We start from the raw sequence: 13,361 nt of genomic DNA on the forward strand, positions 1-13,361 counted from the left end.
CAATCCGATGAGTCGCCTCCGGATCTTCTCGTACCTGCCGAATCCCCGAGTATGGAAAGCGACGATTGCCGGCCGTCTCGCGGGAGTCGAAGTCGAGGTCAGGGGAGCTTCACCGACCGAGCTCCAATCCTGGCTCTGGGATTTCGACGCGCGACCGCTGACAATCGCTGACCAGTCCAGCCCTGCCGACGGCGATCTCGAGATCGGCCGCACGGGATTCAAGGGAGTCACGCTGCGCAAGACGCGTGCATTTCTCGACGCGCATCCCTTCGGCACCGTTCCGGCCGCATTCAGCCCGGATGGCACGGTCGGCATCTTCGAATCGAACAGCATCATGCGGGCGGTCGCTCGGCTCGGCGAGAAGAACTTTCCCCTCTTCGGCAACGGCGCCTACGAGGCGTCCCGTGTGGACAGTTTTCTCGATGTGAGCCTCGTCTTTGCCCGCGATGCGCAGACGTACCTGCTGTCGTTGGTCGACGGAACCGTCTCTTCGGAGACTCATGGCCGCGCGCGGGACTCGCTCCGCACTTATCTCGCAGGGATCAGCCGGGCATTGCATTCGGAGCGGCAGTTCCTGGTAGGCGGTGCACTCACTCTCGCCGACATCTGCTTCGTGTCGGAGATGGGGCTCTTCTTCAACGAGCGCGCACGCAGACAGGCACTCGAGGTGCACGCCCTGTCGCCGATTCTCGACGATGCCAGGAGCGATCCATCGTACGCGCAAGCCTTCGCACATTTCGAGCGTCTGCGGATCCATCCCGCATTCGCTCCGGACGTCGGACCGTACTTGCAGAAGCTCGACCGTGCAGCTGCCGGTACGGCGACCGCTTAACAGCTCCGGTACCCGCATGACGGAGCTCAAGACGCAGCGACGGGTAGCGCAGCAGGAACTATTCACAGGAGTCTCGATGTCGACTGAAACAAGTACACCCGAAGTGAGAATGACCATCGACGGCCACATTTGTGTGATCTCGCTCGACAACCGATTGAAGAAGAACGCCATCACCCCGGAACTGATGTCGCAGCTGTCCATTCACCTGACCAGTTTCGAGGAAGACGACAGTCTCTGGGTGGCCGTCCTCGATCCGGCAGGCGACCATACGACCGCCGGCCTCGACATGCCCAAGTTTTTTGGCCCAGCTGCCACCGCCAAGCCGATACCGAAGGATCAGGTCGATCCATTCGCATTGGCCAGGCGCACTACGAAACCGGTCATCTCGGTCGTACACGGAATCACCTACACGATCGGCATCGAGATGATGCTCGCTGCCGACATCGTGATCGCGGCCGACACGGCCCGGTTCTGCCAGATGGAATCGAAGCGCGGGATTGCGCCGTTCGGCGGCGCTCACTTCCGTTATCTCAGTCGGACAGGCTGGGGGAACGCGATGTACCACCTGTTCCTGTGTGACGAGTTCGATGCCGAAGAGGCGTGGCGCATCGGATTCGTGCAGGAGGTGCATCCGTTCGGCAGGCACCGCGAGCGCGCGATGGAGATCGCGAGGCAGATCTGTCGGTGCGCGCCCATCGGACTTCGGGCCACGAAGAAGGCGGCGCTGACTTACCTCGAGCATGGGGAACGCGCGGCCGTAGCTGCCATCCCGGCCGTCGAGAAGGCGGTCTTCGAATCCGAGGATTTCAAGGAAGGGATTCAATCGTTCGTCGAGCGTCGCGAAGCACGCTTCCAGGGCCGGTGAAGGCTCGCCTGATCAACCGAAGGAGATGTTATGTCGGAATGGAAATCGACGGCCTGCATCCTGTGCGAGTGCAACTGCGGAATCGAGGTTCAGCTCGGAGGCGAGGATGGTCGCCGCCTGGTGAAGTTTCGCGGCGACGACGCGCACCCTGCGTCGCGAGGCTACGCATGCGAGAAGCCGCATCGCCTCGACTTCTACCAGAACGGACCGCACCGGCTGACCAAGCCGCTGCGCCGGCGCGCGGACGGAACCTTCGAGGAGATTGACTGGGATACCGCGATCCGCGAGGTCGCGGCGCGCTTCGCGGCGATTCGCGACGAACACGGCGGCGAGACGATTTTCTACTACGGCGGCGGCGGTCAAGGGAACCATCTCCCCGGCGTGTACGGACCCGCGACGCGCTCGCTGCTCGGCTCTATGCACAGCGCGAACGCGCTATCGCAGGAGAAGACAGGCGAGTTCTGGGTCGCGACGAAGATGGTCGGCGGCTACTCGCGTGGCAGTTTCGAGAACTGCGAGGTGGGGTTCTTTCTCGGCAAGAATCCGTGGTTCTCACACGGCATCCCGCGTGCCCGCGTAACACTGCGCGAGATCGCGAAAGACCCGGCGCGGACGCTGATCGTGGTTGATCCGCGCGTCAGCGAAACCGCGGAGATGGCCGATATCCACCTTCAGGTGAAACCAGGCGGCGATGCCTTCCTGCTCGCGGCGATGATCGCAGTCATCGTGCAGGAAGGCCTCGTGAAGAAGGACTGGTTGGCGGCGCACGCCGATGGTCTGGAGCAGGTGCTCCCGCACTTCACTTCGCTCGACATCGCGGTGCATGCGGAGAAGAGCGGAGTACCGGAAGAACAGTTGCGTAGCGCTGCCCGTCGGATCGCGGCGGCGAAGAGCATGGCCACGTTCGAGGATCTGGGAGTGCAGATGAACCTGCATTCCACGTTGGTCTCGTACCTGCACAAGCTCCTCGTGCTCCTCACCGGGAACTTCGGCAAGGAGGGCGCCGAGTATCGGCCGAGCACGCTCGTTCCGCAGGCCTTCAACGGTGAAGAATTCGGAACAACGCCCGTAACCGGATCGAAGATCATCGGTGGGCTTACGCCCTGCAACGTGGTTCCGGATGAGATTCTCACCGATCACCCCAAGCGCTTCCGCGCAATGCTGGTCGAAAGCGGAAATCCGGCGCATTCCATCGCGGATGGCGTTCGTATGCGCGAGGCGCTCGCAGCTCTCGATCTCGTGGTGGTGATCGACGTCGCGTTCACCGAAACAGCGCGACTGGCGGACTATGTGCTTCCCGTCGCGAGCCAGTTCGAAAAGGCCGAGGCGGTCTTCTTCAATTTCGAGTTTCCCAACAACTATTTCTTTCTGCGCAAGGCGTTGATGCCGCCGCTACACGGCTTGTTCTCCGAGGCGGAACTGCACGCCAGGCTCGCCGAGGCGCTCGGTGCCCTGCCCAGGTATGCCGTCGAGGCGCTCCGGGAAGCATGGATGGAGAGTCGGGTCGCTTTCCGTACGAAGTTCTTCGAGCTCCTGTCGTCTGACGATCGCCTCGGCGCCATCGCTCCGGTCCTCGTCTACCGAGCGATCGGAGACCTCCTCCCGGAAGGTCTTGCCGAAGGCGCGGGCGTCTGGGCGATCTGCCAGCTGGCGGCGCCGAGGATCGCGCCTTCCCTCGCACGTGCCGGCTACGCCGGTTCACCGCCCGAGGCAGCCGACGCACTGTTTGACGCCATGCTTACGAGCAAGAGCGCGATTACGTTCTCAGTGGACGAATGGGAAGAGAGCTTCGCGCGCGTCTACACGCCGAACGGCCGCATCCAACTTGCCATTCCCGAGCTGTTCGACGAGCTCGATGGGCTCGCGAGCGAACCGGAACGCACAAGTCCGGAGTTTCCACTCGTCCTTTCTGCGGGCGAACGTCGGTCCTTCACGGCGAACACGATCATCCGCAATCCCGAGTGGCGCAAGAAAGACCGCGCCGGCGCGCTACGCATGCATCCGGACGACGCGATGCGAGCCGGCGTGACCGACGGTGGCCGGGTACGCCTGTCGACCCGTCGCGGGAGCGCGGAGACAGTCGTGGAATTCTCCGATCGAATGAGGCCCGGGCACATCTCGTTGCCGAACGGCCTCGGGCTCGACTACCCGGGTGAGAATGACGAGTGCGTTGCAACGGGAGTGTCGCCGAATGAGCTTACGCGCTCCGAGGACCGCGACTGGCTTGCGGGTACACCGTGGCACAAGCATACGCCGGCGCGCGTAGATGCCCTCTAGGGAAGCAGCGGTTCTCTTGACGGCAAGCGACCGAGAAGGCGATGAATCGTTTCGTTGAGGAGAAATCGAACATGAAACCAGTTTGCCTTGTGATCGGTGCCGGAGCCGGAATCGGCGGCACCGTCGCGCGCCGCTTCGCGAGTGAAGGCTACCACGCCGTACTCTGTCGCCGCACCGGTCAGGATGCCTTGCATCAAGCCGTGGAGGGCATCAAGCAGGGCGGCGGTTCCGCATCGGGATTTCTGCTCGACGCTGTCGCAGCGGACTCCATCGAAGAGCTGGTTGCCAGTGTCGAGGCCGACATCGGCCCGATCGAAGTGGCCCTCTACAACCTGGGCGCACAGATCGGCGACAGGCCCTTGAAGGAAACCTCACTCAAGGCCTTTGAAACAGGATGGCGGATCGGCACGTTCGGCCTGTTTCGCCTCGCGTCGGCCGTGTGCCCGCTGATGGAGGCACGAGGCAAAGGGACGCTTCTGGTAACTTCCTCGACCGCTGCGATGCGCGGAAACGGCGGTCAGCATTCGCATGCCGCGGCCATGGGTGGACGGCGGATGCTTTGCCAGTCGCTCAACGCGCAGTTCGCGTCGAAGGGAATCCACGTCGCACACATCGTGATCGACGGCGCCGTCGATGCACCCGACACCCTGGGGAAACTTCTGGGACCGGAGCGTTTCGAGCTGTTGAGGGAAACCCGGGGCAGGGAACACGACGGGCTCATGCTCCCTGCCGAGATTGCGGAGACCTACCTCCACCTTGCGAAGCAGCACCGCTCGACGTGGACGCACGAGCTCGACCTGCGCGCGTTCTCCGATCGACCGTGGTGGAATCACTGAGGAGACCAATGGCAAAAAACGAACCGCAGGACTCTCCCCGTTCCGGGGACGTCGCACTCATCGTTGGAGGCGGCCCAGGCATCAGCGCGAGCTGTGCCAGGTTGTTCGCCAGGGAGGGAATGCGCGTCGCCGTGGCCGCCCGCAATCCCGCCAGACCTGTTCTGGCGGACCTCGAGAGCCGCCATGGCGTGCGCCTGTACGCTTGCGATGCGAGCGAGCCGGCGGACGTGGAGAAGCTTTTCGATAGTGTCACCGGAGACCTCGCAGCTCCCACGCTCGTGGTGCACAACATCGATGGACGCGTGGCGGGGATCCTTCGCAAGGGAATCGCCGAAGCTGAACCGGATCTCGCATTGGCGACGCTTCGGAACTCACCGTTCAGCGCGTTTCTGGTGGGACAGCAGGCGGCTCGGGTGATGCGGGCCAACGAACCCGATGCCAACGGAGTTCGGGGAACGATCATCTTCACGAACGCGAGCGCGGCACTCAAAGGGTTCGCTCTCAGCGCGGCCTTTGCCATGGCGTGCCAGGCCAAGGCGGGCCTCGCGCAGAGCATGGCGCGCGAGTTGATGCCGCACGGGATCCACGTCGCGAACGTGCCGATCGATGCGGCGATCGGCTGGACACGCGAAGACGGCAGCCGCGCGCATCAACTGGCGGGAACTTCCGTGGACGACAACATGGCCGACCCGGACTGTATCGCGCAGGTCTATCTGCAGCTGCACCGCCAGCATCGCTCGACCTGGGCGTTCGAAGTCGTGCTGCGACCGTGGCTCGAGAAGTGGTGAGCGCCTCGTGAGACCGAAAGAGGTCCTTCGAGTACTGTTTGCATGGGGACCGCTCTGGTTCGGTATCGGCTTCGTCGCGCCGATTCTGGCCCAAAGCATGGACCGCTTTGCCGTTACGCCGCCGATGGGCCTGACGACGATGCAGGCCGGTCTCGTCGCCGGTCTTCTGCTCGGCAGCGTGGCCAGGCTGCGCGGGAGGTGGGTGTGAGCGCCGCCGGATCGGTGCTGCCGCGTGCCGAAGTCTCCGGAACACGCGCGCTCCAGAAGGAGGAGGCCGCTATCGCGCGCGACTTCATCGGCCGCTTCCCGTGGGAAATGGTGGCGTGGGGTCTCGGCAATTTCTTCGTGTGGCTTTCGATCTGGCCGCTCGTTTTCTCCGGTCTGATTCCGCTGTGGGCAGGCTTCGTGCTGTCCACGATCTGCATGATGCTGAGTTACCTTCCTTCGCACGAAGCCCAGCACTCGATCATTGCGGCCGACGGCACGCGGCTGCGCTGGCTCAACGAGTTGGTGGGGCACGTCTCGGTGATCCCGCTGGTGCTGCCGTACCGCGTCGCGTGGATTACGCACCGGCGTCATCACGCGCACGCGAACGATCCGGAGCTCGACCCCGACCGCTTCAACAAGGCGGACACCTGGTGGCAGGCCGTGTGGGCCGGCATCCAGGGCCGCCAGCCCGGCGCGCCGAGTGCTTATCGGACGCTCGGCAAGAGCAGCGACGACCCGGAGGTCCAGCGCGCGCTCACGGAAGCCGCCGTGCTAGTGACGTCGTACTACGCGATCCTTGCCGCACTCGCGTGGTCGGGATTCGCGTTCGAGGCCGTCTTCCTCTGGTGGCTTCCGAGGCACATCGGCACGAGCTACATCCAGCTCTTCCTGAGCTGGGCGCCGCACTACCCGATGGAAGAGAAGGGCCGCTATCGCGACACACGCGCCTGGCGCTCACCGATCGGAACGATCCTGACGATGGGGATGGAGTACCACATCGTCCATCATCTCTATCCGCAGATCCCGCTCTTCCAGACGGGACCGGCATTCTTCGCGCTGCGCGACGTTCTCGAGCGACGCGGAATCCGCAACGACGGGCTGTAGCAGGCTAGCCGCGCGCACTCCGCGCGTTCGGTATCAAGTCCACGGAGTCCGTAGCAGCCACGCAAAGCGGGTTCGAGGGTCCACCGACCGCGACGCGCAGGATCGCAAGAGCATCACTGGCGTTTACTTTGCCATCGCCGTTGTAATCACAGCGGGCGAGCTCGCAGTTGCCAGCCCCGACGGCGGTTCGTAAAGCTGTCAACGCATCGCTCGCCGTCAGCTTGCCATCATCATTCGCGTCACCGCAGAGCGTCTCCGAACATCCGGGGATAACGGTTCCCGCACACATACCGCTCGTGCAAACGTCGGCTCGAGTGCAGCTCTCTCCATCATCGCATGCTGTCGACGTTCCCCAGAGCACGAGCCGTGGGCGCACCTCGGGATCAGGATTGTCCGAGGAAGCGAAGTGGCCATGGGACTTCCTCGTAAAGCCGGGAACGAGCTTGACGCCGTAATTCGGAGAGACGCCGTCCGTCCAGTCTCGGTAGAGACTGGAAATGTCGAACCTGTTCCATCCCGGAAGCACGAGTGGACCGGCGTCCGCAAAGTAATCCGCTGCGGGACTTTGAGTGCTCGACACCTCAGATTCTGTCCACGGCTCGGTGATTCGAAAGATCTCCAGCTGAGGATCTTTCTGCGGCGCATCCGTCGCATAGAGCCAAAGCTCAGCGCGCTCGACCACGTTCGGCGGGGGAGCTGCGTCGATCCCGAACTGAATCGCATCGAAATAGGAATCGCTTTCGCCGCCGAAACTCAAGGTCGGCGAGTCAGCGTTCGTCGCGGTGACCGCACTCCAGTCAACATCGTTTCCCTCCGTTCCTGGCGAAAGAACATAGATGATGACTGGGGGATCGATCGGCGCGATCGGTGAGTGCGCACAGAGGCTCGCGCCGCGACACAGATCATCCGTACAGGGATTCCCGTCGCTCGAACACGGAGTGCCATTCGGTTCTTTCGTATCCACGGGACACAGCCCTCCGCTGCAGAACTCCGAAATATCGCATTCTCCGGCGGCTTCGCGGCACAGGACAGTACCTGGCCGCACCTGATCGTTCGGGCAGGCGGCGCTCGTTCCGGGACAGCTTTCGCTCACATCGCAGAACCCTGCTGCCAGACGACAGATGCTTGTCGAGGGCAGGTATACGTCTGAAGGACACGCTCCTTGCGTTCCCGGACATCGTTCCGCGACGTCGCATGGTCCTGCAGCCAGCCGGCAAAATGTCGTAGACGGCGAGAACACGTCAGCAGGACACGATGCTGTATTGCCCGCGCAGCGCTCAACGGCGTCGCATGGAGCGGCGCCGATCCGGCACACCGTCGAGGAAGATGCAAGCACGTCCGCAGGACAGTTCGGATTGCTTCCCGTACAACGCTCGAGCGCGTCACAGATCCCTCTCGACGGTCGACAGGTAACCAACGAAGATGCGAGCTCATCGCTGGGACACACCGCGGCCGATCCGCTGCATCGCTCAATCGTGTCACAGACTCCGGCGCTTCCGCGACATAGCGTCGATGCAGACTTGAAGGAGTCCGAGGGGCACGCGGCCGTCACGCCCGTGCAGAATTCCGGATCGTCACAGGATCCCGCCACGCCTCGACACACGGTTTCCGGGTTGAGCAATGCATCCGATGGGCACGACAGCGGCGTACCGGTACAGATTTCAACCGGATCGCACACGCCCGTCGATGGTCGACAAACCGAGCTCGGAGTCGGGAGATTGATGCAACCGCTTTGAAGATCACAGGAATCCTGCGTGCACGGATTCGCGTCGTCGCACGAGGGCGGCTGCCCGGATGGACAGACCTTGCTCAAAACGGGGTACCGCCCAGAGGCAACTGACCATACGGCCGGATCGAAACCGATCGGCAGACTTCCCGACTGGAGCTGAAGCGTAGTTTGAGCCGTGCCGGCAGCGCTGCTCGACTTGCCCGTAGATTGATCGTCCCAATAGGCCGCAGTGAAAGGGCTCGAATCGGCAAACCCGATGAGGCCCCCGGCATTGGTCACACCGCTGACCGCGCCGGCTGCGTAAACGCCGGTCACTTCCGTTAGATAGGCAGACCCGATGAGCCCACCAACGTACTCCGTGCCAGTTACGCTTCCGGTGGCGTAGACGTTCTCGATCAGACCGCCCGAGGGCCCGGAATTCGGGCTGCTGCTGCCCGCCACTCCACCGACCGACGAGATCGCCGTAACGTTTCCCGTGGCGAACGAGTCGCGAATCGTGCCTCCCGAGTTCTGGGCCACCAGTCCGCCTGCACTGTAGTTGCACGACACCGAGGCGCTGGAACGGCTCTGGTAGATTCCGCCGCCGGACACGTTGAAACAGGTGATGCCGCCGACGCACTGATCGCCGTGCACGGAGCCGCTGACGCTGACGTTTCTGATCGTACCGTAGTTGTACCCTGTCAGGCCGCCAACGCCGGAGCTTCCGGTAATATCCACATTGATCAAGGCCAGGTTCTTGACGGTGCCATGCGTGCTGCCGAACAGGCCGACCTGAGGCTCGTTTGGAAGGTTGATCGTGAGGTTGCTGACGCTATGCCCGTTGCCGTCGAGCTCGCCCGGGAAGAACGGAATCGGCGTGAAGGCGAAGCCGGACGCATCGATGTCGCGACCCAGCACGAACTTTGCCAGGAAGTTGTTCCGGATGTTCTGAAGCTCGGGCATGCTGTTGATGACGATGACACACCCTGGCTGCGGGCTGCCCGAGCACGCGCCATCCACGCATGAGTCCGCCAGCGTGCAGTCGGTCTGGTCGTCACAGCCCGTCCCGTTCGGTTGATGGGTATCCACGGGGCATTCCGTCGCCGTACCGTTGCACTTTTCCGCTGTGTCACAGCCGCCAAAGGCGGCGCGACAAACGATCGAGGACGACGCCAGCGTGTTCGCCGGGCAGGTGTTGTTGCTTCCGGTACATCGCTCCGCGGAGTCGCACGGCCCTGCAGCCGCGCGGCATAGCGTCGTGGAAGAGGCCAGGACGTCCGCCGGGCAGGTCGCCGAGCTGCCGCTGCACGACTCATTCGCATCACACGCGCTCGTCGCTGGTCGGCATGTCACCGTCGTCGAAGCGAAAGAGTTGACCGGACAGCTCGCTGTCGAACCGGTGCAGGTTTCGGACGCATCGCAAACGCCGCTGGAAGATCGACATGTGGTACTCGATGACGAGAACACGTTTCCAGGACACGCGCTCGACGTACCCGTGCATTTCTCCGGCAGGTCGCAGACACCGCCTGCACCGCGACACGTGGTGCTTGAGGGCAGGAATGCGTCTGCAGGGCAGGTTCCGGATGAGCCCGTGCATCTTTCGAGCACGTCACACGTGCCACTTAACCCGCGACACACAGTCGCGCTCGAAGCAAAACTGTCGACCGGACAAATGCCTTGCATGCAGCGCTCCTCGACATCACAAGCGCTGAGTGCAGCCCGGCATAAAGTGCCCTCTGCGCAACCGCACGTATCCGTCGCCTCGCTGCAGTTCTGGATCGCGCACGGCGCCGTGCCGGCGTGACAAACTTCGCCCAGACACGTCTCCTCGCCATCGCAGAAGCGGTTGTTCGAGCACGGGGTACCGTCGAGCTTTCCGGCACAGAGCGGAGGCGTCATCGTCCTGGCGCCTTCGAAGCGCAGATTGGCCAGCGTCACCACGGCCGTCCCTTCGCCGTAAACGCTGATGCGCAGCACGCCGGCGAGGCCTTCGAACATGTCCATCGGCACGACGACCGTTCCGAAGCCCGACGAGAACGGCTCGACGATAAGGGACGAAAGCAGGACATCCCCGAAGTGGATGGCCACATGGTCGTCAACGTTCGCCCCGGTGACGGACAGGTCGAATGTCAGCGTCGTCTCAGACTCCGGAACCGAGATCGGCAGCTCGGCGCTCGCCGTCGCGTCCCCGTCGGCCAGGGCGGCAGCGGCAAGAGTTGTCGCGACACTCTCGAGCGCAACGGCCGGTGCCGCCGACGCACAACTCCCCGTCGCGTTCTGGCCGGCCAGACAGATCGCCGGGCTCAGCTGGCCGTCGACTGCGACGGTAGTCGCCGCCGCGGAGCCCTGCGTCGAATAGAAATGCGTCGCATCGACCGACTGAACGCCCGTAGGCGCGAGGATTTGATACTGGTGCCAACGTTCGGGGTTCTGGAACGATAGAGCGTCCGCACCAAGGGCGATGGAATAGTCGAATCCATTGACCGTTACCGGTGTCGGGCACGTGTAGGGTTGATCCGTGTCCGGATCGGAAACGGTTCCCCCGATGGTCGTGTGGTAACAGTTGTGTACTTCATAGTGGTTCGCGGAATCGCAGAGATACCCTTTATCCTCCGCAGTGCCGCTGATGGCAGAACCGACAGCAGCATAGATCGATACGCAGGTGTTCCCGTAGTAGTTGTCGACCCACAGAACCGACGAATCCCTAAGTCGGTTATTGTGAAAATAGCTTTCCGGGAAAATGACGAACGAGCTACCCGAGTCTGAGCAGGGCTTCGCAACAGGCGGATCCAGCAGCGTCACATGCACGTTCTGGAAATGCGGCAGCCACTCCATGGCTTTGGCATTGACGATCGTTCCAAAGCTGTGGCCGATCAGGTGGAGGCCCTTGCTATACCCGTCCCCGAGGAGCTTTTTCAGCTCCAGGGCCAGTTGGATGCCCTGGGTTTCCGCATAGGCAGCGGCGGTCGACGGCAGGCGGGCGAGTCCGCCGTGCTGGAATGCTCCTTCCCATGTAAACGCGAGGATGTTTACGCATTTCCCGCCAACACGCTTGTCGATCTCCTCCATCATCGCCTTCACCCAGCCAACGGGAGAACCCGTGTACTCGTCCGTCGCTTGCCATCCGTGGGTAATGACGACCGTCGGGCAGGCGGAGGAGAAGGTGACGTCCTGGTAGGAGATCTTGTATTTCGACTCGGCCCCGAAATCGGTCGGCGGAGTCTGCTCGTAGTAAAGCGAGACGTGATTGCTTTCGATGGTTCCGTTTTTATTGGTCGCGACGACTGCGTAGTCGCCGGGGACGGATTGACCGAAAGTGCGCTTGGTCCGATCCGTAAGCTCGATGCGTCTTCCGTCGTGATACCAGTCGATCGCAACCGGCTCCTCGCCACCGACCGTCGCCGTAAGCGTGGCGTACCCCGGCGGGGTCTTGATCGCGGCATCGCAACAAAGGCTGACGGTAGGAGGAGTACCGGCCGCGGCACTCACGGTTAGGGACTCCGGTGGCGCGCCGGTGTTGTTGGTGCTGTCGGTTTCCGCCACCGAAGCAGACGGGTTGACCCACGCGACCACGCGGTACTGTCCGGGTCCAGTCGAGCTGGGGACAATGCTGAAGAAGTCGAGCTGCTGGGAAGCTCCAGGCGCGAGCGACGTCGTTGTACGATCGGCAGGCTCCAGCGAAGGATCGCTGTCGCTCACAAGCAGATCGGAAGTGAGTTTTGTCCGGAGAACGGATTCTGGTGCCGTCGCCACTCCGACGTTCCGTACGGTCGCACCGACCCGAACCTGGTCTCCCGCGTGTACCGTTGACGGCGAGAATGTAACGGAGTCGACGACGAGATCAGGCCGGCTCACCGGAACGGTCGAAAAAGGGAACTCGTTCGATGCCTGACCGTCCGGATTGATGATCTGCACGGTCCATTGTTCCGGCTGCGAGCCCAGAACTGGACGGAGCGTGAAGGTGTTGGACGCGAACGCCACGGGTTTTCGATCCGGATACACCGCTCCCGTTCGCGGTATGCGAAGGATGATGTTTGCCCCTTCGACGAAATAGATGCCGAAGAACGTGACGTCCTGGGCAAGGTTCGTTGCGAGAACCGGAAGCGGCTGCATCTCCGTGAGGACGGGTTTCTGGGAAGTCGGAGCGGCCGGTTTTCCGTTGGATTCCGTACTCGGCGGTCCCTGCCCCACCCCGTTGACTGCGCGCACGACGTAGAAGTACGTCTGGCCGTTGGTAAGACCTGCGTCCGTGCAGCTCTGCACCGCGCCGAGATTGGCGCACCCGCCGGCGCTTACGAGCGAGAGCGTTCCACTGACAGTCCCGCGGAAGACTCTGTATCCGACTACAGTCGAACCGCCGTCGCCTGAAGGTGGGCTCCAGCTCAGAGTGTTCTGCGTATTGCCCGGAAGGACGAAAAAATTTCTCGGCGCATCGGGTGTCGTTGCGGCGCTGCAGATATCCGATGGTACTAAAACGAAAACGGTATTCGACGGTGTCGTCCCAAGAGAATTGCGCGCGAGAATTTGGAACGTCGCTGTGGTGCCGGCCACGAGCCCCACGGTGTTGTAGAAGGACAACGTATTCGCTGAGATGCCCGGGAAGACCGAGTTGCCGTTGCGAAATACGTCGTAGGAGATCGCACCCGACGAAGCGCTCCAGTGCAAGCGAACTGCCGGACCGGCCGGAGGGCTCGTGTCACATGCCGGGGCATCGTACGTCAACGTAAGAGCGCCCGGACCAGATGCGCAGACATCGGCCGGGATGAAGACCGAAATGGTATTGGACTGATAGCTGCCCGCCGAGTTCCGGGCGATCACATAGAACTGGTACGTCTGCCCGGCCGTGAGGTTGATGGTGTTGTCGAAGAACGTTTCGGTCTGACCTTGCCGAATGCGTGTCCCGTTTCGATAGACATCGTACCCCGTCGCCCCGCTCGAAGGGCCCCAGTCCAGATAAACGGCG

General features: G+C 62.7%; 8 protein-coding genes. 7 read left to right on the forward strand and 1 reads right to left on the reverse strand.

Translation table 11 applies throughout. The annotated features are described in order from the left end of the window. Positions 1-7: 7 nt before the first annotated feature. From VN634_11525 to VN634_11555, 7 genes are all read left to right on the forward strand, one after another. Positions 8-832, forward strand: a complete 825-nt coding sequence (locus tag VN634_11525) for a hypothetical protein (GenBank protein ID HXC51508.1) — start codon at positions 8-10, stop codon at positions 830-832. A 76-nt stretch (positions 833-908) separates the two neighbouring features. Beyond that, positions 909-1,697, forward strand: coding sequence for a crotonase/enoyl-CoA hydratase family protein (locus VN634_11530; protein ID HXC51509.1), 789 nt, complete (start codon positions 909-911; stop codon positions 1,695-1,697). A gap of 30 nt (positions 1,698-1,727) precedes the next feature. Then, positions 1,728-3,974, forward strand: a complete 2,247-nt coding sequence (locus VN634_11535; GenBank protein HXC51510.1) for a molybdopterin-dependent oxidoreductase — start codon at positions 1,728-1,730, stop codon at positions 3,972-3,974. 71 nt (positions 3,975-4,045) lie between these two features. Continuing rightward, positions 4,046-4,810 carry an SDR family NAD(P)-dependent oxidoreductase gene (locus VN634_11540; protein ID HXC51511.1) on the forward strand — a complete coding sequence of 255 codons (765 nt, stop codon included), beginning with the start codon at positions 4,046-4,048 and terminating at the stop codon, positions 4,808-4,810. Positions 4,811-4,818: 8 nt separating this feature from the next. After that, on the forward strand, positions 4,819-5,598 hold the full coding sequence (locus VN634_11545) for an SDR family oxidoreductase (protein ID HXC51512.1): 780 nt from the start codon (positions 4,819-4,821) through the stop codon (positions 5,596-5,598). Between the two features lie 7 nt (positions 5,599-5,605). Continuing rightward, on the forward strand, positions 5,606-5,806 hold the full coding sequence (locus VN634_11550) for a hypothetical protein (GenBank protein ID HXC51513.1): 201 nt from the start codon (positions 5,606-5,608) through the stop codon (positions 5,804-5,806). Continuing rightward, entirely contained in the window at positions 5,803-6,690 is an 888-nt protein-coding gene (locus VN634_11555) for a fatty acid desaturase (GenBank protein ID HXC51514.1), read from the forward strand. Before VN634_11550 ends, VN634_11555 begins: the two co-directional genes overlap by 4 nt. A gap of 4 nt (positions 6,691-6,694) precedes the next feature. Here VN634_11555 and VN634_11560 read toward each other — a convergent pair whose 3' ends face one another. Beyond that, positions 6,695-13,063 (reverse strand): DNRLRE domain-containing protein, encoded by a 6,369-nt coding sequence (locus VN634_11560; protein ID HXC51515.1) that lies wholly within the window; start codon positions 13,061-13,063, stop codon positions 6,695-6,697. Positions 13,064-13,361: the final 298 nt, after the last annotated feature.

This window comes from Candidatus Limnocylindrales bacterium (assembly GCA_035571835.1).
Classification (GTDB): domain Bacteria; phylum Desulfobacterota; class Binatia; order UBA1149; family CAITLU01; genus DATNBU01.

Coding starts and splice junctions, on each gene's coding strand:
- VN634_11530 (HXC51509.1), top strand. CDS start 909: ATGTCGACTGAAACAAGTACACCCGAAGTGAGAATGACCATCGACGGC.
- VN634_11540 (HXC51511.1), top strand. CDS start 4,046: ATGAAACCAGTTTGCCTTGTGATCGGTGCCGGAGCCGGAATCGGCGGC.
- VN634_11525 (HXC51508.1), top strand. CDS start 8: ATGAGTCGCCTCCGGATCTTCTCGTACCTGCCGAATCCCCGAGTATGG.
- VN634_11535 (HXC51510.1), top strand. CDS start 1,728: ATGTCGGAATGGAAATCGACGGCCTGCATCCTGTGCGAGTGCAACTGC.
- VN634_11545 (HXC51512.1), top strand. CDS start 4,819: ATGGCAAAAAACGAACCGCAGGACTCTCCCCGTTCCGGGGACGTCGCA.